The sequence below is a fragment of the Profundibacter sp. genome (assembly GCF_056498605.1).
Map to the genome: position 1 here is coordinate 14,761 of NZ_JBSMEZ010000002.1, position 21,346 is coordinate 36,106.

22 protein-coding genes are annotated in these 21,346 nt (G+C 57.2%); 9 read left to right on the forward strand and 13 right to left on the reverse strand.

Translation table 11 applies throughout. The features are described 5' to 3' along the window. Positions 1-88: 88 nt before the first annotated feature. The 3 genes from ACWB12_RS00160 to ACWB12_RS00170 all read left to right on the forward strand — a co-directional run bounded on the left by ACWB12_RS00160 (position 89) and on the right by ACWB12_RS00170 (position 1,197). Positions 89-370: a ribbon-helix-helix domain-containing protein gene (locus ACWB12_RS00160; RefSeq protein WP_479528028.1), complete on the forward strand. Its 282-nt coding sequence runs from the start codon at positions 89-91 to the stop codon at positions 368-370. 89 nt (positions 371-459) lie between these two features. Beyond that, entirely contained in the window at positions 460-855 is a 396-nt protein-coding gene (locus ACWB12_RS00165; protein ID WP_479528029.1) for a VOC family protein, read from the forward strand. A 27-nt stretch (positions 856-882) separates the two neighbouring features. Next, positions 883-1,197 (forward strand): muconolactone Delta-isomerase, encoded by a 315-nt coding sequence (locus ACWB12_RS00170; protein WP_479528030.1) that lies wholly within the window; start codon positions 883-885, stop codon positions 1,195-1,197. Between the two features lie 94 nt (positions 1,198-1,291). On the opposite strand, the gene ACWB12_RS00175 is transcribed toward ACWB12_RS00170, so the two are convergent. Genes ACWB12_RS00175 through puuE form a run of 4 tightly spaced genes read right to left on the reverse strand, consistent with a single transcriptional unit; the run spans position 1,292 to position 5,511 of the window. Further along, the gene (locus ACWB12_RS00175; RefSeq protein WP_479528031.1) at positions 1,292-2,740 is read right to left on the reverse strand and encodes a uracil-xanthine permease family protein; all 1,449 of its coding nucleotides are present in this window, start codon (positions 2,738-2,740) and stop codon (positions 1,292-1,294) included. Positions 2,741-2,795: 55 nt separating this feature from the next. Then, positions 2,796-3,281, reverse strand: coding sequence for an ureidoglycolate lyase (locus tag ACWB12_RS00180; RefSeq protein WP_479528032.1), 486 nt, complete (start codon positions 3,279-3,281; stop codon positions 2,796-2,798). After that, a complete protein-coding gene (locus tag ACWB12_RS00185; protein WP_479528033.1) occupies positions 3,278-4,096 on the reverse strand; it encodes a bifunctional allantoicase/(S)-ureidoglycine aminohydrolase in 819 nt (272 codons plus the stop codon). Before ACWB12_RS00185 ends, ACWB12_RS00180 begins: the two co-directional genes overlap by 4 nt. Beyond that, a complete protein-coding gene (gene puuE, locus ACWB12_RS00190; protein ID WP_479528034.1) occupies positions 4,093-5,511 on the reverse strand; it encodes an allantoinase PuuE in 1,419 nt (472 codons plus the stop codon). The genes ACWB12_RS00185 and puuE overlap by 4 nt, the downstream gene beginning before the upstream one ends. Before the next feature lie 143 nt (positions 5,512-5,654). Here puuE and uraH point away from each other — a divergent pair, with 143 nt between their 5' ends. Then, entirely contained in the window at positions 5,655-6,014 is a 360-nt protein-coding gene (uraH, locus tag ACWB12_RS00195; protein WP_479528035.1) for a hydroxyisourate hydrolase, read from the forward strand. Between the two features lie 5 nt (positions 6,015-6,019). On the opposite strand, the gene ACWB12_RS00200 is transcribed toward uraH, so the two are convergent. Then, positions 6,020-6,658: a hypothetical protein gene (locus ACWB12_RS00200; protein WP_479528036.1), complete on the reverse strand. Its 639-nt coding sequence runs from the start codon at positions 6,656-6,658 to the stop codon at positions 6,020-6,022. Between the two features lie 2 nt (positions 6,659-6,660). Beyond that, on the reverse strand, positions 6,661-7,581 hold the full coding sequence (locus ACWB12_RS00205; protein ID WP_479528037.1) for a LysR family transcriptional regulator: 921 nt from the start codon (positions 7,579-7,581) through the stop codon (positions 6,661-6,663). 97 nt (positions 7,582-7,678) lie between these two features. Between ACWB12_RS00205 and ACWB12_RS00210 the strand changes: the two genes are divergently transcribed. Further along, the gene (locus ACWB12_RS00210) at positions 7,679-8,902 is read left to right on the forward strand and encodes a urate hydroxylase PuuD (RefSeq protein WP_479528038.1); all 1,224 of its coding nucleotides are present in this window, start codon (positions 7,679-7,681) and stop codon (positions 8,900-8,902) included. Between the two features lie 99 nt (positions 8,903-9,001). On the opposite strand, the gene ACWB12_RS00215 is transcribed toward ACWB12_RS00210, so the two are convergent. Then, positions 9,002-9,835: a zinc ABC transporter substrate-binding protein gene (locus tag ACWB12_RS00215; RefSeq protein WP_479528039.1), complete on the reverse strand. Its 834-nt coding sequence runs from the start codon at positions 9,833-9,835 to the stop codon at positions 9,002-9,004. A gap of 72 nt (positions 9,836-9,907) precedes the next feature. Here ACWB12_RS00215 and ACWB12_RS00220 point away from each other — a divergent pair, with 72 nt between their 5' ends. Genes ACWB12_RS00220 through ACWB12_RS00230 form a run of 3 tightly spaced genes read left to right on the forward strand, consistent with a single transcriptional unit; the run spans position 9,908 to position 11,899 of the window. Beyond that, a complete protein-coding gene (locus ACWB12_RS00220; RefSeq protein ID WP_479528040.1) occupies positions 9,908-10,381 on the forward strand; it encodes a Fur family transcriptional regulator in 474 nt (157 codons plus the stop codon). Next, the gene (locus tag ACWB12_RS00225; protein WP_479528041.1) at positions 10,378-11,124 is read left to right on the forward strand and encodes a metal ABC transporter ATP-binding protein; all 747 of its coding nucleotides are present in this window, start codon (positions 10,378-10,380) and stop codon (positions 11,122-11,124) included. The genes ACWB12_RS00220 and ACWB12_RS00225 overlap by 4 nt, the downstream gene beginning before the upstream one ends. Beyond that, a complete protein-coding gene (locus ACWB12_RS00230) occupies positions 11,114-11,899 on the forward strand; it encodes a metal ABC transporter permease (RefSeq protein WP_479528056.1) in 786 nt (261 codons plus the stop codon). The genes ACWB12_RS00225 and ACWB12_RS00230 overlap by 11 nt, the downstream gene beginning before the upstream one ends. 121 nt (positions 11,900-12,020) lie before the next feature. Here the strand turns inward: ACWB12_RS00230 and ACWB12_RS00235 are convergent, their stop codons facing one another. Genes ACWB12_RS00235 through ACWB12_RS00250 form a run of 4 tightly spaced genes read right to left on the reverse strand, consistent with a single transcriptional unit; the run spans position 12,021 to position 17,069 of the window. After that, a complete protein-coding gene (locus tag ACWB12_RS00235; protein WP_479528042.1) occupies positions 12,021-12,626 on the reverse strand; it encodes a M15 family metallopeptidase in 606 nt (201 codons plus the stop codon). Beyond that, entirely contained in the window at positions 12,623-13,498 is an 876-nt protein-coding gene (locus ACWB12_RS00240; RefSeq protein WP_479528043.1) for a dimethyl sulfoxide reductase anchor subunit family protein, read from the reverse strand. Before ACWB12_RS00240 ends, ACWB12_RS00235 begins: the two co-directional genes overlap by 4 nt. After that, complete coding sequence (locus tag ACWB12_RS00245) at positions 13,498-14,247, reverse strand: 4Fe-4S dicluster domain-containing protein (RefSeq protein WP_479528044.1); 750 nt, start codon at positions 14,245-14,247, stop codon at positions 13,498-13,500. The genes ACWB12_RS00240 and ACWB12_RS00245 overlap by 1 nt, the downstream gene beginning before the upstream one ends. Further along, positions 14,244-17,069, reverse strand: a complete 2,826-nt coding sequence (locus tag ACWB12_RS00250; RefSeq protein ID WP_479528045.1) for a molybdopterin oxidoreductase family protein — start codon at positions 17,067-17,069, stop codon at positions 14,244-14,246. The genes ACWB12_RS00245 and ACWB12_RS00250 overlap by 4 nt, the downstream gene beginning before the upstream one ends. A 190-nt stretch (positions 17,070-17,259) precedes the next feature. Here ACWB12_RS00250 and ACWB12_RS00255 point away from each other — a divergent pair, with 190 nt between their 5' ends. After that, on the forward strand, positions 17,260-18,123 hold the full coding sequence (locus ACWB12_RS00255; RefSeq protein WP_479528046.1) for a phosphate acyltransferase: 864 nt from the start codon (positions 17,260-17,262) through the stop codon (positions 18,121-18,123). A 93-nt stretch (positions 18,124-18,216) separates the two neighbouring features. Here the strand turns inward: ACWB12_RS00255 and ACWB12_RS00260 are convergent, their stop codons facing one another. Continuing rightward, positions 18,217-19,371 carry an acetate/propionate family kinase gene (locus ACWB12_RS00260; protein WP_479528047.1) on the reverse strand — a complete coding sequence of 385 codons (1,155 nt, stop codon included), beginning with the start codon at positions 19,369-19,371 and terminating at the stop codon, positions 18,217-18,219. Position 19,372: 1 nt separating this feature from the next. Beyond that, positions 19,373-21,151, reverse strand: a complete 1,779-nt coding sequence (xsc, locus tag ACWB12_RS00265; RefSeq protein ID WP_479528057.1) for a sulfoacetaldehyde acetyltransferase — start codon at positions 21,149-21,151, stop codon at positions 19,373-19,375. Positions 21,152-21,346 lie beyond the last annotated feature (195 nt).

Genomic DNA, 21,346 nt, shown 5'->3' on the forward strand with positions numbered 1-21,346 from the left:
AAATTTGATTTTCTGTTAGCCTAAAATGCATTGCTTCTTGGCCTTTCTTTGTGACAATTTCGGTTTTCACCACGCAGGAGATGAAAAAATGTGCGAGATATTTGCGGGGCAAAACCCGACGGACTATGAGCCAGTGACTAGACGGTTGCGCCTGAACGGGCAAAGCACCAGCATCCGGTTGGAGCGATCATTTTGGACTATTATTGACGGCATCGCTGCCGGCGAGGGTGTCACGACGCCGCAATTTATCTCAACATTGCACTCCGAAGTTCTGGAACTGAGGGGCGAGGCGCCGAACTTTACCTCGCTGCTGCGCTGCGCCTGTCTTAAGCACCAAGACCAAGCAGTTTTGATGGTTGCTGCCGAATAAAGCGCCTGTAGTAACCCGTTACTACCCGATGGTTTCAGGGTTCTGATATGGTTCATCATAATAGATGATCAAGATATCAGGAGAACACCTTGGCCAAAGCAATTCATTCGATGATCCGTGTGCTACAAGAAGAGCGGTCGGTTCAGTTTTACAATCAGGCCTTTGGTCTGGAGGTCGCCAAGCGGCTAGACTTTGACAGTTTCACATTGCTGTATTTACGAGGTCCCGAGGCGGATTTCGAGCTGGAACTGACGGTTAATAAAGAGCGCAAAGAACCATATGATCTGGGCGACGGATACGGGCACATCGCCTTTTGCGTTGATGATCTGGAGGCCGAACACGCGCGGTTTGAAGCGGCGGGATTGAAGCCGCGCAAGGTTGTTGAATTTGAACGCGACGGCGCTTTGCTGGCCCAGTTTTTCTTTGTTGCCGATCCTGATGGTTACGAGATTGAGGTGATGCAACGGCACGGGCGCTACACCTAAATCATACAATATAAAGGGAGAGATACGATGCTATACAAGATTGATTTCACCGTAGAATATGACACGGCGATGGGCCAGCAAGGGCTGTTTTCCATCTGGGCAGAAGAGGCGGATGCCGCGTTAGGGGCCAAAGAGGCTGGCGTGGTTGTCGATCTTTGGAAGGTCGTGGGAGAGCGCAAGGTTTTGGCGATTGTTGATGTAGAGTCGCCTGATATGCTGGACCAGATTATGTTTGATCTGCCGATTATGCAAAAGATGGGTCAACACGTTCAAGCCGAAGTCAAATCCCTGCGCCGCTATGAAGATTTTGCCGCAGACGTAAAGGAACGTCTGGGGCGATAGGGCAAATCAGCCTGTCGATCTTAAATGAATAAATGAAAAGCCCCTGACGTTTTGATCAGGGGCTTCTTGTTTTTGGGATTAGTGGGATCTGTCCCTAGTCGTCAGGATGTCCGGCCATACCGCCTGATACTTCTTCTGTTGCTTCTGCTGCCAGATGTTCAGGCAGGATCAGGTTCAGAACAATCGCGATCAGGGCAGCGGGCAGAATACCCGAGGCACCCAGAATACGCAGGGAATCTGGCAATTGCTGGAGCGCGTTTGGTGCGCCCGGTGCCAAGTTCATTGCCTCAAGCTGAAACCCGAGACCCATGGAAATGGCGATGGCAAAGATCACCATATTGCGTCGGTCCCATTTCACATCGGACAGCATCGAAACACCCGCGGCAACAACCATGCCGAACATGACGATCACGCCACCACCCAGCACTTCGATCGGTATGGTGCGAATGACAGCGCCGACTTTGGGGATCAGGCCCGCGACAATCAGAAATATTGCCCCGATTGTAACCACATGGCGGCTCATGATGCCTGTCATGGCGATCAGGCCGACGTTCTGGCTAAAGGACGTATTGGGAAGCGCGCCGAATACACCGGCGACCGAAGTGCCCAGACCATCGGCGAATGTTGCGCCCTGAATTTCTTGGTCAGTCGCTTCGCGTCCAGCGCCACCCTTGGTGATACCTGACACGTCGCCCACGGTTTCCACCGCCGAGACAAAAGCCATCAGGCAAAACCCGATAAATGCAGCAAGCGAAAACTCGAACCCGTATCTAAAGGGGCTTGGGAATTCGAAAGCAGAAGCCTTGCTCCAAGAGCCAGAGATATCAGCCACCGAGACCATTCCCATCGACATGGCGTAAATATAGCCAACGACAATTCCAACCAGTACCGCTGAAACAGCGAGCATACCGCGGGCATAGAATTTAAGCCCGAGTGTAACAATGATAACAATACCTGCGGCGCTCCAGTTTAGCAGGCTGCCATATTCGGGTTTATCGAACATCTTGGCAGGCACCCCGCCTGCAGCATATTCGATGCCCACTTTGACAAGGGCAAGCCCGATCATGGTGACCACAAGCCCGGTAACAAGAGGCGGCAAGGCAAAGCGGATTTTGCCAATAAACAAGCCAAGGAATGCGTGGAACAAGCCGCCCAACATGACGCCGGTAAACAGAATTCCCAAGGCCTCAGGACCCTTGCCGGCAACCAGCGGGATCATGATCGGAATAAAGGCAAAGCTGGTGCCTTGCACAATCGGCAGGCCTGCGCCCACGGGTCCAAGTGTTATGGTTTGCAGCAATGTCGCAATGCCGGCAAACAGCATCGACATCTGGATCATATAGCTCATATCCGGAAAGCCCTGTGCCCCCGCATCCGAGCCAAAGCCAAAGCCGGCAGCGCCGGCAATGATGATGGCCGGTGTAATGTTGGAAACAAACATAGCCAAAACATGCTGAATACCCAGCGGTATCGCTTTGACCAGTGGTGGTGTGTAGTTGGGATCGCGCAGCTGTTCCGGCGTCCCGATTGATGAGTTAGACATAAGTCCCTCTCCAGTTGTTCGCGCTATTTTTTGGTGCGCTTTTAAGTGTTGGTGGTTAGTTCTCTACCATATATGGTGTTTTTAGCAAATACTCCTCTAGGTTTGGTGTTTTTCCGATCCTGTCCATCACAGCGAACAGGCCTGGTGCAGCAAGGGGCGTTAGCACCCCGTGCCATATGTTTTTGTGGTAATTGATCCCTTGCCCCGCCCCCGCAATAAAGGCGCGGATGTCGGTGGGGGTGCCGTCTGCGTCCTCGGCCACGATCACCAGATAGGGCTCAAGGCTCATCGGGATAAACGACTGGCAGCCATCGGGGTGACGCTCCAGCATCTCCAGTTTGTAAGGCAGCGCGCGGGGCTCGGCCTTGAACACTGAAATGCCCGCGCGGCCATCCGCGCCAAAATCCAGCAAGGCGCGGTCATGGTAGCGGCCACAAAACCCGTTGTTGATGATTTTGTCGGGCTTGCCCACGGCCTCAAGCACATCACCGAAAGGCGCGAACGCCTCGGCTGTCAGCGGTTGGGCCTTGATCACGCTCATGGCAGCACCAGTGCGGGGTGGCGGTTCACATCCTTATAAAGCAGGTAGCGAAACGGGCCGTCGCCGGTGGCGATGCAGGCTTGCGGGCAAAAGGCGCGTAGCCACATGAAATCACCTGGCCCGACCTCGACCCAGTCCTTGTTCAGCAGGTAGCGCGCGGTGCCTTCCAGCACGTATAGCCCGTGTTCCATGATGTGGGTTTCGGCAAACGGGATGCGTCCGCCGGGCTGGAAGGTGACGATATTGACGTGCATGTCGTGGGATAGGTTTTCGGGGTCGGCAAAACGGGTGGTGGCCCATTTGTCGGTGTCGGGCATCCGGTTTGGCGGTGTTTCGGCGTCCGAGGTGATGAAGGCGGTTGGCGCAGGCAAACCAGCAGCAGGTTCATACCGTTTGCGGATCCAGTGAAATCCCAGCAGATCACTGCCGGTATTGCGCACCGCCCAATCGGCACCAGCGGGCACAAAGGCATAGTTGCCAGCGGTCAGCGTGTGGAGGCTGCCATTCACCGTCAGGCGCATTTCGCCTTTGGCGATGAACAGGCCAGCCTCGGCGCCCTTGTCGGGTTCGGGCGTGGTTGAGCCACCGTTTGGCGCAACCTCGACTGCGTATTGGGCAAAGGTTTCGGCAAAACCTGTCATTGGGCGCGCCAAAATCCATGCGCGGGTGCCGGTCCAATTGGGCAAGGCACTGGTGGTGATGTCACGCATGGTGCAAGCGGGTAGCACGGCGTAGGCCTCTGTGAAAATGGCGGTACCTTCGGGGTTTTTGGTTTGGTCCGGTAGGCCGCCTGTAGGGAATGCGTATGTGGTCATGGCAGGATGTCCTTTAGGCGGTAATGGGCGATGCGCTCGACCTGTTTGCAGGCCTCGGCGAATTCGGTGTCACTGTCATTGGCAATGCGGGTCTGAAACGCGGCCATGATGCTGGCTTTGTCGTGGTCACGCACGGCGATGATGAAGGGAAAGCCGTGTTTGTCGGTGTAGGCGTCATTCTGTTTGGTGAATGTCTCGCGTTCAGCATCGGTTAGGGCATCCAGCCCTGCGCTGGCTTGCTCTGAAGTGCTTTCGTCTGTCAACCGTTTGGCCGCAGCCAGCTTGCCCGCCAGATCGGGGTGGGCGGTTAGCACGCCCAAACGCGCGGCGTGATCGGCGCTGCGGAAAACCCTACAGAGCGCGTTGTGCAACCCGATGGCGCAGTCGTGGGCTGCGCCCAGTTCCAGCGCATGTGCGCCTTTGGCTATCCACGGCGAATGTTCGAATATGCCGCCAAATGCGGCGACAAAGGCGTCGCGGTTCATTTCGGATGGGCGCTCCCACGGGGCAGGGGCAGGGTGGTGTTGCTGCCAATGGCGGGCAATGTCGATGCGGCGCGGGGTCCAGACCCCTTCAAAGCCCTGAATGTAGTCGATGAACCGCTTTAGCGCCATGACGCGACCGGGCCGCCCGATCAGGCGGCAATGCAGACCGATCGACATCATTTTGGCCTGACCTGCTGCGCCTTCAGCATAAAGTGCATCAAAGCTGTCCTTTAGGTAGGTGTAAAACTGATCACCCGAATTGAACCCCTGCGGCGTGGCAAACCGCATGTCGTTGGTGTCCAGCGTGTAGGGGATCACCAGTTGATCACGGTCGCCATAGCGCACCCAGTAGGGCAGATCATCGGCATAGGAATCCGACACATAATCCAGCGTGCCTTGCTCGGCGACAAGGCGTTCGGTATTGACCGAGCAGCGCCCCGTATACCAGCCGCGCGGTGGCGCGCCGGTGACTTCGGTGTGCAGGCGGATCGCCTCGACAATATCGGCACGCTCGTCTTTCTCGGTATAATCCTTGTATTCAATCCATTTCAGCCCGTGACTGGCAATTTCCCAGCCCGCATCCTGCATCGCGTTGAGCTGAACGGGCGAGCGTGCTAATGCCGTGGCGACACCGTAAACCGTGACAGGGATATTGGCGGTGGTGAACAGACGGTGCAGCCGCCAGAAACCGGCGCGCGACCCATATTCATAGATGCTCTCCATGTTCCAGTGGCGCTGGCCTTGCCACGGGGCGGCCCCGACGATCTCGGACAGGAACGCCTCGGAGGCAGCATCCCCATGCAGGATATTATTCTCGCCGCCTTCCTCGTAATTCACCACAAATTGCACCGCGATTTTGGCACCATCCGGCCAATTGGCGTCGGGGGGCGTGGGGCCATGGCCGTGCATATCTCGGGGGTAGCGGTTCATTGCGGTGCTCCTGCGGTTATTTTGAGTGTATTATAAATAATCCGTATTGATTTTCAAAATATTCTTGAAAGTCTTATTGTCAAAAACACCACTCGATTTTTATCTGGTTTCAGGGCACTTTAGCTGAAAATGGAGGGCGTAAGATGGCCAAGGGATATTTGACGACGCATGTATTGGACACCGCGCGGGGCAAACCGGCGGCGGGGATGGCGATTGATCTGTTTCGGATTGAGGGCGACAGTCGCACCCATATCCGCAGCCTGACCACCAATGAAGACGGGCGCACGGACAGCCAGATATTGCCAGCGGGTGAGTTTACGACGGGCACTTATGAGTTGGTGTTTCATGCGGGGGCGTATCTGGATGCGATCGGTACCCCAGCGGAAGAGCCACGTTTTCTGGATGTGATCCCGATCCGGTTTGGCATCAGTGAGGTGGACGCGCATTACCATGTGCCGCTGCTGCTGTCGCCGTTTGGATATTCGACGTATCGGGGCAGTTGATAGGGCTAATCAAAAATGCCTTCTTTGATGGCGTATATATTAGAGGCGGCCCATTCCGTGTGCTCTTTATTGACGTCTGCATTCGGGCGGAAATACTCAGACATAAACGCGCGACCCGTTGTCGGAAACTTGTTGTAGTCCCATGCGTTGTCATCTGAAAAGATCAAGCCATCGGTCAGTTCCGCGAGCGTTGCCGCAATAATTCCATAGCTGAGATTTATAATCGGACGCTGCCCCGCAGAACGGCGGAAAGACCATGAATGGTTATGGTATCGGGCGCTTTCGATAATGCTGTTGAAAGATGGTTGATGAATTGGCGCGGTTTTCAGTTCGGTAAGAAGCATCCAGCAATCCCCGAAAATATGCTCATAGAAGTTGTGTATTGCATAACAGTGCACATCAGTCCCGCCAGGAACGTCGTTGATCGTAAGCCACGCATCTGATGTTTCCGGCCACATAAAGGGCTCATCCATCGCGGCGTTTCTACTGCTATCGTTTGAGAATATTTCGGCACATAGTTTAATGCGGTCTTTGACACCTATATCAGAAAGGTGCTGATTGATATTTATCTCGGATGGCCCGATGAGATCGCCGAAAGTTATGTCTAGGTTGGTTGAGGGTATTACGTTGAAAATGGTTGACATGATTACACCCCCTCTGCCTGCCGTGCCATTTCCGCCTTGCACCGCGTGGTGACGAAATCAACGAACAACTGCACTTTGGTGTCTTTCAGTTTATGCGGCGGATGAAGGCAGACCAGTTGTGTGGCCAGTGGCGGCGTGGCGGTGGCAACGGGGATCAAGGCACGCTTGCGCAGATGCTCGGCAATCTCGAACACCGGTTTCAGGATGATGCCATGCCCTTGCAGCGCCCATTCGGTCAGCACGTCGCCATCATCGGATTCAAACGGGCCGGAGACGTCATAACGCTTTACCCCGTCCGGTGTTTGCAGCGCCCATTGGAATTCCTGCGCACCGGGATAACGCAGGTTCAGGCAGGCGTGGTTGTCTTGGATTAAGGCATCACCATCAGCCGGATTTCCATGTTCGGCGATGTATTCGGGAGCGGCACAGAGCAGGCGCGGACAGTCGGCAATGGATCGCATTTTCAGGGTGCTGTCGGCCAGCGGGCCCATGTGAAATGCCACATCCAGCCCCTCGGACGTCACATCGACCAGACGGTCGGACAGGCGCAAGCGCACCTCGATTTGCGGATATTCAGCTTTGAAAGCGGGCACAAAGGGCGCGATGAAACGCCGCCCGACACCCAGAGGGGCGGCGATAAAGACAGTGCCGCGCGGGTTTTTGGCAGCGTCGATAATATTGGCTTCGGCTTCAGCAATGGCGGACAGGATGTTATGGGCGCCAGAATAGAATTCTTTTCCGTTTTCAGTGGGTTGCAGGGCGCGGGTGGTGCGGTTGAACAGGCGCACACCCAGATGCTTTTCCAAGTCGGAAATCCGCGAAGAGGCGACCGCAGGTGAGGTGCGCTGATCGCGGGCGGCAGCCGACATCGAGCCGAGTTCATAGACCCGCACGAACATTCTGATATTGTTTACATAAGCCATGCTATTATCAAAATCCTATTGAAAGTCTTGTGCTATTATATGGATTAACAAAAAAGAGGGTTTTGGTATAGCCTAAGAAAAAACGGGAGGGCGCGATTTGGATTATGTGATTTTAGAGGCTTGGCTGGAATTTGCGGTGCGTTGGGTGCATGTGATCACCGGGATTGCGTGGATCGGATCATCATTTTATTTCATCGCGCTTGATCTGGGGCTGAAACAATCGCCGGACTGCAGGCAAAATGTGCATGGCGAAGAATGGCAGGTGCATGGCGGCGGGTTTTACCACGTGCAGAAATATCTGGTGGCGCCGGACCGCCTGCCCGAACATCTGATCTGGTTCAAATGGGAGAGCTATACGACGTGGCTGTCGGGTTTTGCCATGCTGATATTGGTCTATTACATGGGGGCCGAGCTTTATCTGGTGGATCCTAATGTGCTGGACATTCCGATCTGGCAGGCGATTTTGATTTCGCTGGGGTCACTGGCATTCGGCTGGATCATTTACGACCTGATCTGCAAAAGCAAATTTGGCGAGGATAACACGCGGCTGATGGTGCTGCTGTATATCATCCTTGTGGCGATGGCGTGGGGCTACACGCAGGTGTTCACCGGTCGCGCGGCCTTGCTGCATCTGGGGGCGTTTACCGCCACCATTATGACGGCGAATGTGTTTGTGATTATTATGCCGAACCAGCGGATTGTGGTGGGTGATTTGCGGGCAGGGCGCATTCCCGATCCGAAATACGGCAAAATTGCCAAGCAACGTTCGACGCATAATAATTACCTGACCTTGCCGGTGATTTTCTTGATGCTGTCGAACCATTATCCGTTGGCGTTTGCGTCGCAATATAACTGGCTGATCGCCAGCCTTGTGTTCCTGATGGGCGTGACCATCAGGCATTATTTCAACTCGGCCCATGCGGGTAAGGGCAAGCCGATGTGGACATGGGCGGCCACCACAGTGCTGTTTTTGGTGATCATCTGGCTGTCGACATTGACAGCATCCGTTGCCGAGGAAGATGAGGCGACGCTTGCCCCATCGATCCAGCGGTTCGTTGATGCCGACGGGTTCGAGGATGCGTATGACATTGTGGTTGGCAATTGTTCGATGTGCCACGCGGCGGAGCCGGGGTATGACGGTATCCCGTGGGCACCAAAAGGGGTGCATCTGGAGACCGAGGCGCAGGTGGCGTTTGAAGCCAAGCGGATTTACCTGCACGCCGGTGTGACCCATGCGATGCCGCCGCCAAGCGCGTCTTATCTGGAGGCAGAGGACCGCGCGGTTTTGGTGGCGTGGTATCGGGCGGCGACAGGTGGGTGATTTTGTGAATAAGAGTTGCGCCGCGCTATGCGCGTCGCCCCGAGCACTTTGCCCCTGCGGTGATATTTAGGAAAAGAAGAAGCGGCAGGGTGCGTGCGGTTACTCGCGTTGACACTGCGCAATCTCGGTCGCGAGATTGCGGATCAGCGTATTATACAAATTAGGGCCATACTCCAGCGTGCTGCCGACCGGATCAAGTGTGCCAACGGGGATGCCGCTGCTTTCAAACGTGTTTTTCAATAAGGCGGGGTCGTGGCCCGCTTCGCCAAAGGCACACACAATGGCGTGTTGTGCGATCAGGCTGCGCAGTTGCGCAAGATGTGCGGCCCCGGGGCTTGCGGCATCGCCAAGGCGGATGGAACCGGCGATGTTGATATCAAAGCGGTCGGCGAAGTGATTATAGGCGTCATGAAATACGATAATCGGGATGCCGCGCATCGGGGCGAGAGTTTGGCGAACCTCGGCCATCATCTCGGAGATGTCTTCACGGGCGAGGGCTGCATTGCCCAAGTAGGCGTCGGCGTTGTCGGGATCGAAAGCCGCGAGGTCCTTGGCGATCACGTCCAGCCAGCGGATTGCGTTTTGCGGGTCAAGCCATGCGTGCGGGTCCGTGTTATTGTCGGAATGATCCAGCAATGCGATTGATTTGCCCTTGATCCCGATGCCTTCAATTGCGCGTTCCAGCCATGGGGTCAGATCTGGTCCGATCCAGAATACAAAGTCTGCTTGCGACAGGGTACGGGCCTGTGAGGGGCGCAGTTGGAAATCATGCGGGTCAGAACCTTGGGCCAGCAGGATATCGGGTGTACCGACACGGCCCATTACCTGCGCGACCAATGAATGAACGGCGGGGATATCGGTGACTACCTTTGGCACATCGGCGTGGGCAGACTGGGTGGTGAGTAGCAGAAATATTGACAGAATACGTAGCATTTTGGAAAACCTCTTGCATGATGTGACTAATGTATATTATAACATGTTATAACATAACAAGAGGAAAATGCCGTGCCTGATCAAATTGCATTTCACAGCCACGATCATGCCTGTTGCACGGGCGATGTGTTGGACTATGCCGACCAATGTGCCCGCGAGGATGGGTTGCGCCTGACTCCTGTTCGCCGCCGTGCGCTGGAAATCCTGCTGGAGAACCATCGCGCGATGGGGGCGTATGACGTGTTGGAGCGGCTGGCGCAGGACGGGTTTGGCGATCAGCCGCCTGTCGCATATCGTGCATTGGATTTTCTGGTCGAGAACGGGTTTGCCCATAAGATCAGGCGCTTGAATGCCTATGCGGCCTGCATGCATCCCGAGACCGACCACGCGCCAGTGTTCATGATTTGCAGCAAATGTGATGCGGTGGCCGAGGCGGTGGCGCAGGATGTGGGGGATGCGATCAGAGGTGTGGCGACGGCGGCTCAATTTGTGGTGGAGCGGATGAATATTGAGGTATTGGGTCAGTGCCCGAGGTGTGCACAATGAGCCTGATTTCAGCCAAGGGCGTGAGCTTGAATTACGGTGCGGATTTGGTGTTGCAGGGCATTGATCTGACGATTGAGGCTGGCGAGATCGTGACGGTGATCGGGCCGAACGGATCGGGGAAATCCACCTTGTTGCGGGCGCTGCTGGGGGCAAAGGAGCCTGCCGTGGGGACCATCACGCGCAAGGCCGGTTTGCGCATTGGCTATGTGCCGCAGCGGTTGGCGTTTGATGCGAGTATGCCGCTGACAGTGCGCCGGTTCCTGTCGTTGCCTGTGCGCCATAGTGCGGATGAAATTGCTGCCATGTTGGTGCGGGTCGGGGTCGCGGGGTTTGAGGCGCGCCAGTTGGTGTCCCTGTCGGGTGGGCAATTCCAGCGGGTGTTGCTGGCGCGGGCGCTGTTGGGGAACCCCGATATCCTGATGCTGGATGAGCCGACGCAGGGGCTGGATCAGCCGGGAATTGCAGCGTTCTACCAGCTGCTGGAAGAAGTGCGCCGCGAGATGGGGTGTGCGGTGCTGTTGGTCAGTCACGATTTGCATGTGGTGATGTCGGCGTCCGATCGGGTGATCTGTCTGAACGGGCATATCTGTTGCGAGGGCACGCCGACGGTGGTGTCCGAAGCGCCGGAATACCGTGCGTTGTTTGGCGAAGGCACGCATGGCACGATGGCACTGTATCAGCATACACATGCAGAGCAGTGTGATCATGATCATACAGGTGAGGGGCATGACCATGCTGGATGATTTCCTGATCCGCGCGATGTTGGCGGGTGTCGGCCTGTCATTGGCCACAGGGCCGCTGGGCGCATTCGTGGTCTGGCGGCGGATGGCGTATTTTGGCGATGCCACGGCGCATGCGGCGATCCTGGGTGTGGCACTGGCGCTGGGGGCTTCATTGCCGATCTATCTGGGAATTTTGCTGGTCGCCTTGGCGATGGCGCTGGTGGTTTCAACATTGGCACGGCGCGGCCATGCAATGGACACCACACTGGGGGTTTTGGCGCATTCCGCATTGGCGCTGGGACTGGTGGCGGTGTCGTTCCTGCACGGGGTTCGGGTGGACCTTACGGCATTTTTGTTTGGCGATATTCTGGCGGTGTCGCGGGGTGATCTGGCGGCAATCTGGATCGGATCCTTGCTGGTATTGGCGGGACTGATCTGGCGCTGGGCACCGCTGCTGACAGCGACATTGAACGAGGATTTGGCGACGGCTTCGGGGCTTGATCCCAAGCGCGAGCAACTGGTGTTGACGCTGGCACTGGCAGTGGTGGTAGCGATGTCGATCAAGGTGGTCGGCGCGTTGCTGATCGCGGCGATGCTGATTATTCCGGCGGCCGCCGCGCGGGGGCTGGCGAAGACACCCGAGGCGATGGCGATCGGGGCTGTGCTGATCGGGATGGTGGCAAGTGTCGGGGGGTTGCTGGCGTCGTTGCAATGGGACACACCGGCGGGGCCGAGTATCGTGGTGGTGGCAACAGGGGTGTTCGTGGTGAGTGCGGTTATTGCGCGTCGACCTTAATGAAGTCGGGCTTAGTGAAAATGAGACGCTATGCGTCGCTTGACGTCTCGCACCCTGCGGGCGCTCGGGATTTGCGCTGCGCGCGCGGATATTTAAGCAAAACAGAAACGGGAGGCGGGCGTTAGTCTATGGGGGCGTAAAACGCCTGTGTGCGCCCTGTGACTTCGGCCCATAAGCGGTCGCCATAGCTGTAGTGCCACCATTCGTCGGGGTAGTTGATCAGGCCTTGGGCCTGCAACGTGTTCACCAGCAGGTTGCGATTTTGGCGGGCGGTATCAGGCACGTCCGAGGCGGTCGGGGTGAGTGGTGTAAACGCTTGCATACCGGTCCCCATATCCAGCGGTTCGCGGTCAGACGTGGCCAGCGTGATGTCGATCGCAGCACCAGCCTGATGACCGCTGCCAAAACCATCGGGCGGCGAGACCCAGCGCGCGGCTTCAGTGTAGTGTTGCTCGGCAGTCCAATCAGGGTGGGTGGTCTGGATATTGGCGAACATTGGTGCCCAAAATTCACGTTGACGGGCGCGGGACCGGAAGGCCTCGTATATCATCAGGCATAAACCGTCGGGCAGGGTGAGCGATGCGGCATTGATCCGCTGTTTGATGTCGGGGCGGATGCGCCAGTCATTAGCGAGGCTGTCGTTCAGAAACAGGCGGTCGGTTTGATTGAGTGTGACAAGCCGCGGAGGTATGTCACACTCGATGATTTCGATGCCGTCAACGATCATCGCTTGTCGTAATAGAGGCCCACAACGTGCTCGGCCTCGGCAAAGAACAACCAGCGCTGGGCGAGGATGCCGACGATATGGGCGATTAAGGCGATGATATACATCTGGAACCCGGGGCCCGAGACCATCGCCAGAACCATCGGTGCGACATAGGCCAGCACAAAGGCGATGATGCGCAGTTTGATCGCGTGTTTGCGCCCGATCACATAGACCATTTCGCTGAGCAGATAGTTGGTGCCCGAATGGGGTGGTTCATACATCCGCACCTTGCCGATATTGCCAAGGCCGGTGGCGGTTTCCATCGTGTGGCCGCGCTTGCCAAAGCGTTTATCGCCCGCGTCCCAGACATATAGCTGGGCAACTGCGGCAAGACCGATGAAAAAGATGGTGCCAAGGCTGTCAGAGGCAAGGATAGCCCCGCCGCCAAGCGCCAGAAGGATGAACAACGCGGATGTTGTCCAGTGGTTCCAGCGCGGCACGGTTTTCAGCTGCGCATACATCATTGAGGTGGTGTAGACCGTGATCAGGGCCATGATCGCGCCGATGATGCCCAAGGGCGGCATTTGGATTTTGAAGAAGATGTTGGCAGCCGCGAAAGCACCCATCACAGTGAGCGTCAGCACAGCCATCCAAGCCTCGCGTGACAACCAACTGGTGCGCCACTGGGTGAATGCCTTGATGGCGTTCTTTGGATTGCCAAGGTGGAAGGTCGAGGCAATCAGACCGCCCACGGCCATCGCAAAGGCGACAAAGAAATAAGGGAAGGCGTCCCAGCCTTGCGGGCCAGGAATGCCTACGCCAAGCCATGCCAGAAAGCCGAACCCAAGGCCGGAAAAGACGGTGAAGAAGATGACGGATGGTGCGGGATGCATTACAGAGCCTCCAGTGCTTTATCGAGCCAGCCGAGAAAGCCTTTGGGGCTGTCGGTGACGGGTGTCAGGATCGGGGCATCTGCCGAGACCTCAGCTAAGGTGTCCTTGGGCCGCGGTGGCAGGTATTTGTTCACAGGTTTGGTGCCTTGTTCGGGCATCAGGTCAATGCCGCCGCGTTCCGCCACCAGTTTGCTAACGTTGCTGTCCGGATCGGCGAAATCGCCAAAGTGACGGGCGCCAGCCGGACAGGTTCGCACGCAAGACGGGATGCGGTCCACTTCGGGCAGGTTTTCGTTATAGATGCGATCAACGCACAGGGTGCATTTCTTCATCACACCGGCCATCTGGTCCAGTTCGCGGGCGCCATAAGGGCAGGCCCATGCGCACAGGCCACAGCCGATGCAGTCGTCCTCGTTGACCAGAACGATGCCATCCTCGGAGCGTTTATAACTCGCGCCCGTTGGGCAAACAGTGACGCATGGCGCATCTTCGCAGTGCAGGCAGGATTTGGGGAAATGGACGGTTTGCGCACAGCCACCAGTATCGGGTTGCACCTCGTAACTGTGCACACGGTTCAGGAAGGTGCCGTGCGGGTCAGCGCCGTAAGCGTCGACATCTGACAGCGGAGCACCGTAGTTTTCGGTGTTCCAGCCCTTGCAGGAAATCACGCAGGCATGACAGCCAACGCAAGTGTCCAGATCAATGACGAGGCCAAGTTTTTTGGCGGTGGTTTCGGGGAGCTGGGTCATTTGCCAACCTTCCATGCGAGGTTTTTAGGACCCTTACCTACCGGTGATTTGATCGGCGGGAAGGAGGGTTGTGATTCAGCCGGAGCCGCGACTTTCTCGATCTTGACCTTCAGGTCGAACCACGCGGCTTGCCCCGTTACGGGGTCAGAGTTGTTCCAGCGCATACCGTCCTCTTTGACAGGCAGCAATTCGTGGATCAGGTGGTTCAGCAAGAACCCCTTGGTAGCCTCTGGTGCGCCTTCGTCCAGCGCCCATGCGCCTTTGCGTTTGCCAATGGCGTTCCATGTCCAGATGGTGTTGCCGTTCAGCGCCGCCATGTGGGCAACCGGCACGGTGATTTTGCCATGCGGCGATGAAATCCGCGCCCAATCCCCCTCGGCAAACCCGTGCTTTTCCCACAATTTGGTCGGGATATACATCGGGTTATGGCCATGCAACTGGCGCAGCCATGCATTTTGGGTGCCCCATGAGTGATACATCGCCATCGGGCGCTGGGTCAGCGCATTCACGGTGAATTCGCCACCATCTTCGGCCGCTTCCTCATTGGGGGAATACCAGATCGGCATCGGGTCCATGGAGCGTTTCAACTGCTCGCGCAAATGCTCTGGCGGTTGATGCTTGCCAATACCTTCGGCGGCACGCTGGAATTTGCGCATCGGTTCGGAATAGATTGAGAATAGGTAAGGTTGCTCGTGATCAAACAGCCCGACTTTGACCGCCCATTTCTGATAAGCCGCGTTCCACGGTTTGAAATAGCTGGCCTCCTCGGGGATGTGTTGCTCGAAGAAACCGCCGTTATCAATGTAGGCTTGCATCTGGTCAGGGTTCGGCTCGCCGCGCCCCACACCTTTGCCATCCTTGCCACGGAAACCCGCAAGCGGGCCGACACCGGGGCGGCGTTGGTGGTTGACGATGTAATCGGCGTAATCCTGATATATCGCCCCGCCCTTGTCATCGACGAATCCGGGCAGACCAAGGCGCACGGCCAGATCAATCAACACCGATTGAAAGCCGCGCACATCGCGGTCAGGTTCAATCACCGGCCAGCGGATAGAGTCGGCCATCGCATCGGCCTCGCAGATCGGGCGATCCAGCAGGCTGATACAATCGTGGCGTTCCAGATAGGTGGTGTCGGGCAGGATCAGGTCCGCATAGGCGACCATTTCGGATGAATAAGCATCGGAATAGATGATCCGCGGGATCACATATTCGCCATCCTCGTCCTTGTCGGTCAGCATGTCCATAACGCCGGTGGTGTTCATCGACGAGTTCCACGACATGTTGGCCATGAACATGAACAGGGTGTCGATCTTGTAAGGATCGCCAGCGTGGGCGTTGGAGATTACCATGTGCATCAGACCGTGGGCCGACAGCGGATTTTCCCATGTGAAGGCTTTGTCGATGCGAACGGCGGTGCCATCCGGCTTTAGCCCCAGATCTTCCGGCCCTTGCGGATAGCCAAGATGCGGACCGTTTAGCGGCTTGCCGGGGGCGTGATCGAAATGCGGTTTCGGGTGGCCCTCGACCGGTTTTGGGTACGGTGGTTTGAAACGGAACCCGCCAGGTGCCTCGACACTGCCCAGAATGATCTGCAACATGTGCAAGGCGCGGGCGGTCTGAAAGCCGTTGCTATGCGCCGAAATTCCGCGCATCGCGTGGAACGCGACGGGGCGGCCCTGCATTTTGGCGTGTTTGTCACCGCGGAAATCGGTCCACGGGATGTCCAGCTCGAACGCCTCATCGAATGCGACGCGGGCGATGTCAGCAGCAATCGCGCGGATCCGGCCAGCGGTGATACCGCAACGTTCCGCCACAGCATCAGGGGCATATTCGTCGGACAAATAGCGTTCGGCCATCAGTTGGAACACGGTGCGGTATGGCGTTTTGCCAACCTTATGCGTGCCCGCCAGATCGGGTTTCACGCCCTTTTTATCAAAGGCGGCGGGTTTGCCGGTCTTGCGATCTATCACCAGCATTTTGCCAGCCTTGTTGCGCAGGAACATGCCGTAATCGTCGGATTTCGGATCATCATTGAGCAGAACCGGCGAATTGGTGAATTGCGCCAGATAATGCAGATCAACCTTGCCGGCTTTCAGCAGCTCATGCACCAGCGCCAGAATGAACAGACCATCGGTGCCGGGCGTAATGCCGACCCATTCATCGGCAATGGCGTTATAGCCCGAGCGGATCGGGTTAACGCCGTAAATCTTGCCACCATTGCCCTTCAGACGGCCCATGCCCATTTTGATCGGGTTTGAATCGTGGTCTTCGGCGACGCCAAAGATCATGAACAGTTTGGCGCGGTCCCAGTCGGGTTGACCAAATTCCCAGAACGCGCCGCCCATGGTATAGATGCCGCCCGCCGCCATGTTGACCGAGCAAAAGCCGCCGTGCGCTGCGTAATTCGGCGTGCCGTAATTCTGCGCCCACATGCCGGTGAAACTTTGGGACTGGTCCCGTCCGGTGAAAAACGCGAGCTTTTCAGGTGCGGTTTCGCGCAGGGGTTTCAGCCAGTCGGTGGCGATGGTCAGCGCTTCTTCCCAAGAAATATCCTCGAATTCGCCAGAGCCACGCGGGCCAACCCGTTTCATCGGGTTTTTCAGGCGCGACGGGGCGTTGACCTGCATGATGCCGCTTGAGCCTTTGGCGCAAAGCACACCTTTGTTCACAGGATGGTCGCGGTTGCCCTCGATATAGGCGACTTTGCCATCCTTCATATGAACGTTGATGCCACAGCGGCAGGCGCACATATAACATGTGGTTTTGCGGATTTCGTCCGAGACCTTTGGCGATGTCTCAATCGCAGGCTGTTGATGCGTCATACGCGTCCCTGTCTGTTGATTGCCGGATTCGCGCCCAGCGTTGTTTCCAGTTGGTTTACAAAATCCGAGCGTAATATGCAATAATTTGTATGTATTCATGTTTTAGACGATGGCTGGGTGCGGAAAATCTGTGAGGGGGATTGACCTTAGGTAGTAATTGGGTGCCCATTCAGGGCTAAAGGGGACGGGTATGATGGCACTGGAAAAAGCATTTGAAGCGGCGCGGCGGCGGCCACCCCGGGTGGTGTTCCCTGAAATGGGGAATGAGTCGCGGGTGGATGCGGCGGTGGTACGGCTGCGGGGCGAGCGGTTGGCCGAGGTTGTTGAACTGGAAGCCGCGAGCGAGACACATCTGGCGGCGTTGTTAGCAACGCGCCCGATGAAAGAAAGCTTGGCGTGGCGCATGTTGCAAAAACCGCTGATCCGCGCGGCGGCGATGGTTGCGGCGGGGCAGGCGGATCTGATGGTTGCGGGGGCGTGCAGCCCGACGCGACGGGTGATCGAGGCGGCCAGCATTGCGATTGGCATGGCGGACGGGGTCAAGGTGGCGTCGTCATTTTTCCTGATGGTATTTCCCGACAGGCGCGAATTACTGTTCGCCGATTGCGCAGTGAATGTGGCACCGGACGCGCACGCGTTGGCCGGTATTGCACGGTCCTCGGCAGTATCTGGTGCGGCGTTGCTGGGTGCGGTGCGGGTGGCGATGCTGTCGTTCTCCACGGGGACATCTGGTGCGGGGGCATCGGTTGATCTGGTGCGGGACGCGGCGGCATTGGCGGGAGATGTGGAGGGGCCAGTGCAGGCGGATGCGGCGTTGAACCGTGCCATTGCGGCGGCCAAAGGGCTTGGCGGCGGGGATGCGAATGTGTTGGTATTTCCTTCACTAGATGCGGGCAACATTGCCTATAAACTGGCGCAGGAACTGGCGGGGGCGCAGGCGGTGGGGCCGATATTGCAGGGGTTCGCGCGACCTGTTTGTGATCTGTCGCGCGGGGCCACGGTGGATGATATTGTGGCGGCGACGGTGGTGACGGCTGCGTTGGCCAAGGTGTGAAGAATGGAGACCCTGCGGGTCGCTTTATATCTCGCACCCTGCGGGTGCTCGGGATTTGCCTGCGGCGCGGATATTTAGGGAACAGAAATGGGGCTAGCCATTGATCAGTGATAGAGCGTCGAGCGCGATCATGCGTTCCTCTTGGGCGGGGATGATATAGGCGGGAATTTTTGATGTGGCTGTGTGCAGGTGGGGCGCGTTTTGGGTGTTGGCCTGTTCATCCATTTGAACGCCTGCCCATTGCAGCCCGTTCAGGATGCGGGCGCGGATTTTGGGGGCGTTTTCACCGATGCCACCGGTGAAGGCGATGGCGTCCAGACCCTCCATCGCCGCGATCAGCGATCCGGAATAGCGCAAGGACCAATAACAGAAGTGATCGATGGCAAAAGTGGCCTCTGGCGAGGGGTCACGCATCAAGGTGCGCATGTCGGATTGGCCACCGGATAGACCTGTCAGGCCGCTACCGAAGTTCAGCATTTTATGAACGTGGTCGATACCGTGTATTTCGACAAGGCGTAGCACGGCATTGGCGTCGATGCCGCCTGCACGGGTGCCCATTGTAAGGCCGTCGATCGGGGAATAACCCATTGTTGTTGCAATGGATTTGCCATCCCTTATCGCGCAGAGGCTGGCGCCATTCCCAAGATGAAAGGCGAGCAGGTGCGAGGGCAGTTTGGTGCCGGATATTGTTGGCAGGATTTGCACAAGAGAAGCGTAGCTGAGACCATGAAAACCGTATCGCCGAATGCCCTCGGCCTCCAGTGATCTGGGAAGGGCATAGCGGGTTGCAACCTCGGGGTTGGTGGCATGAAACGAGGTGTCAAAGCTGACGTAGTGCGGCAGGTTTGGCGCGATGTCGGCAAGAGCCGTGATTGCAGCAAGGTTATGCGGGTTATGCAAGGGGGCAAGCGGGGTGCAGGCGACGATTTCGGCCAGCGTTTCGGGCGTGACGCGGGCTGGTTTGGTCAGGTTTACGCCGCCATGCACCACACGGTGGGCGGCAGCCCGCAAGTTTTGCGGCGTGGTGCCGTGGGCGTGTAGGGCATTCAGGATTTCGGCGAGTGCGGTGCGGTGGTCGGGTAGGGCGATGGTTTTGGCAGTGCCGTCTACGATGAGGGTGGAAGTGCCACTAATTCCGTCGGCTACCCCTGACAGCCGTTCACACATATCCGCGTCAAACAGTGCAAATTTGATCGAGGAGGAGCCAGCGTTCAGGGCCAGAATGTCGCCCGCTCCCCCCTTTGTCATATCAGGTGCCTTTTTGCGGGCGCATGTCTGTCGCCGAAATACCGGCCACCTCTACGGGGGTGGTCATCGCATCGCGCCTGAATGGTTCGCCCATTTCCTGATTCAGCATCACCTCGATAAAGGTGGTTTTGCCATCATTCATTTGCACTTTTACAGCTGTATCCAGCGCATCTGTTAGGCCGTCCATTGTGGTCGCAACCACGCCGTTCACACCGCAAGCCTGCGCGATACCGGCGTAGGACACGTTGTAATCCAGCTCGGTTCCGACGAAATTATCGTGATACCACAGCGTCGTGTTGCGCTTTTCCGCACCCCATTGGTAGTTGCGGAAAATCACCATGGTGATGGCGGGCCATTCGTCGCGCCCGCAGGCGGTCATTTCGTTCATCGAGATGCCGAAGGCTCCGTCACCGGCGAAACCCACAACCGGCGTGTCGGGGCGACCGATTTTTGCGCCAAGGATCGCGGGCAGGGAATAGCCGCAGGGGCCAAACAGGCCGGGGGCCAGATATTTGCGCCCTGACTCGAAGGTGGGGTAGGCGTTGCCGATGGCGCAGACATTGCCGATGTCGGACGAAATGATCGCCTCTTTCGGAAGGGATGCCTGAATGGCGCGCCAAGCTTTGCGTGGTGACATGGCGTCGGGTTTATCGGCGCGGGCGCGTTTGTTCCAATCCGTGCCCTCGTCATCGCCCTCATGGTCCATCGAGGTCAGGGTTTGCGCCCAAGCAGATTTGGTGGTCGAGATCAAGGTTTTGCGACCCTCGCGTCCTGCATCGCCTGCGGTGGCGGACAGCTGTGCCAACACTTGCTCGGCCACCTGTTTAGCGTCGCCAACGATACCCACTGTCACGGGTTTGGTCAGGCCGATGCGGTCGGGGTTTATGTCGACCTGAATGATTTTGGCATCCACAGGCCAATAGTTCATCCCGTATCCAGGCAGGGTGGAAAACGGGTTCAGGCGGGTGCCAAGCGCTAGCACCACATCGGCCTGCGCGATCAGTTCCATCGCGGCCTTTGAGCCATTATAGCCCAGCGGTCCTGCAAACAGCGGGTGCGAACCGGGGAAGGCGTCGTTGTGCTGATAGCCACAGCATACCGGTGCATCCAGCCGTTCGGCCAGTGCTTGCGAGGCAGGAATTGCGCCGCCAATGACCACGCCAGCCCCATTCAGAATGACAGGGAATTTGGCGTTCGACAGCAGCTTGGCAGCCTCGGCAATCGCGCCTGACCCACCGGCGGGGCGTTCAAATTCGACAATCGCGGGTAGATCAATGTCGATCACCTGCGTCCACATATCGCGCGGGATGTTGATTTGGGCGGGGGCGGACAGGCGCTTGGCCTTCATGATCACGCGGCTCAACACCTCGGCCATGCGAGAGGGGGTGCGCACCTCTTCCTGATAGGCGACGCAATCGGCGAACATGCGCATTTGCTCCACTTCTTGAAACCCGCCCTGACCGATGGTTTTATTGGCTGCTTGCGGGGTGACCAGCAGCATTGGCGTGTGGTTCCAGAAGGCAGTTTTGACCGGCGTCACAAGGTTGGCAATTCCGGGGCCATTCTGGGCAATCGCCATCGTCATTTTGCCTGACGAGCGGGTAAACCCGTCGGCCATCATGCCAGCGGTATATTCATGGGCGCAGTCCCAAAATGTGATCCCTGCCTTGGGAAAATAATCCGAAATCGGCATGAATGCGGACCCGATAATGCCAAACGCATTATCAATCCCGTGCATCTGCAAAACTTTCACAAAGGCTTCTTCGGTGGTCATTTTCATGGCGCTGTTTTCCTTTTTACGGCTGTATCGGATGGTGGATTTGCAATGCAGTATGGTGGTGCTGTCAGGGCAGGGATAGGAGGTCGCGGGTTTGGACGATAGGGCCAGTTTTCGCATCTGGATAGGTCCAGTTTGCGGGATAAGAAACCTATTGGCAAGCGCGGCGCAAAGGGGGACAGTATGGTCAACACCCCG

What these genes read in the sequence shown, in the direction of transcription:
- ACWB12_RS00160 (WP_479528028.1), top strand. Translation starts at nt 89, where the DNA reads ATGTGCGAGATATTTGCGGGGCAAAACCCGACGGACTATGAGCCAGTG.
- ACWB12_RS00170 (WP_479528030.1), top strand. Translation starts at nt 883, where the DNA reads ATGCTATACAAGATTGATTTCACCGTAGAATATGACACGGCGATGGGC.
- ACWB12_RS00175 (WP_479528031.1), bottom strand. Translation starts at nt 2,740, where the DNA reads ATGTCTAACTCATCAATCGGGACGCCGGAACAGCTGCGCGATCCCAAC.
- ACWB12_RS00180 (WP_479528032.1), bottom strand. Translation starts at nt 3,281, where the DNA reads ATGAGCGTGATCAAGGCCCAACCGCTGACAGCCGAGGCGTTCGCGCCT.
- ACWB12_RS00185 (WP_479528033.1), bottom strand. Translation starts at nt 4,096, where the DNA reads ATGACCACATACGCATTCCCTACAGGCGGCCTACCGGACCAAACCAAA.
- puuE (WP_479528034.1), bottom strand. Translation starts at nt 5,511, where the DNA reads ATGAACCGCTACCCCCGAGATATGCACGGCCATGGCCCCACGCCCCCC.
- uraH (WP_479528035.1), top strand. Translation starts at nt 5,655, where the DNA reads ATGGCCAAGGGATATTTGACGACGCATGTATTGGACACCGCGCGGGGC.
- ACWB12_RS00200 (WP_479528036.1), bottom strand. Translation starts at nt 6,658, where the DNA reads ATGTCAACCATTTTCAACGTAATACCCTCAACCAACCTAGACATAACT.
- ACWB12_RS00205 (WP_479528037.1), bottom strand. Translation starts at nt 7,581, where the DNA reads ATGGCTTATGTAAACAATATCAGAATGTTCGTGCGGGTCTATGAACTC.
- ACWB12_RS00215 (WP_479528039.1), bottom strand. Translation starts at nt 9,835, where the DNA reads ATGCTACGTATTCTGTCAATATTTCTGCTACTCACCACCCAGTCTGCC.
- ACWB12_RS00225 (WP_479528041.1), top strand. Translation starts at nt 10,378, where the DNA reads ATGAGCCTGATTTCAGCCAAGGGCGTGAGCTTGAATTACGGTGCGGAT.
- ACWB12_RS00230 (WP_479528056.1), top strand. Translation starts at nt 11,114, where the DNA reads ATGCTGGATGATTTCCTGATCCGCGCGATGTTGGCGGGTGTCGGCCTG.
- ACWB12_RS00235 (WP_479528042.1), bottom strand. Translation starts at nt 12,626, where the DNA reads ATGATCGTTGACGGCATCGAAATCATCGAGTGTGACATACCTCCGCGG.
- ACWB12_RS00240 (WP_479528043.1), bottom strand. Translation starts at nt 13,498, where the DNA reads ATGCATCCCGCACCATCCGTCATCTTCTTCACCGTCTTTTCCGGCCTT.
- ACWB12_RS00245 (WP_479528044.1), bottom strand. Translation starts at nt 14,247, where the DNA reads ATGACCCAGCTCCCCGAAACCACCGCCAAAAAACTTGGCCTCGTCATT.
- ACWB12_RS00250 (WP_479528045.1), bottom strand. Translation starts at nt 17,069, where the DNA reads ATGACGCATCAACAGCCTGCGATTGAGACATCGCCAAAGGTCTCGGAC.
- ACWB12_RS00255 (WP_479528046.1), top strand. Translation starts at nt 17,260, where the DNA reads ATGATGGCACTGGAAAAAGCATTTGAAGCGGCGCGGCGGCGGCCACCC.
- ACWB12_RS00260 (WP_479528047.1), bottom strand. Translation starts at nt 19,371, where the DNA reads ATGACAAAGGGGGGAGCGGGCGACATTCTGGCCCTGAACGCTGGCTCC.
- xsc (WP_479528057.1), bottom strand. Translation starts at nt 21,151, where the DNA reads ATGAAAATGACCACCGAAGAAGCCTTTGTGAAAGTTTTGCAGATGCAC.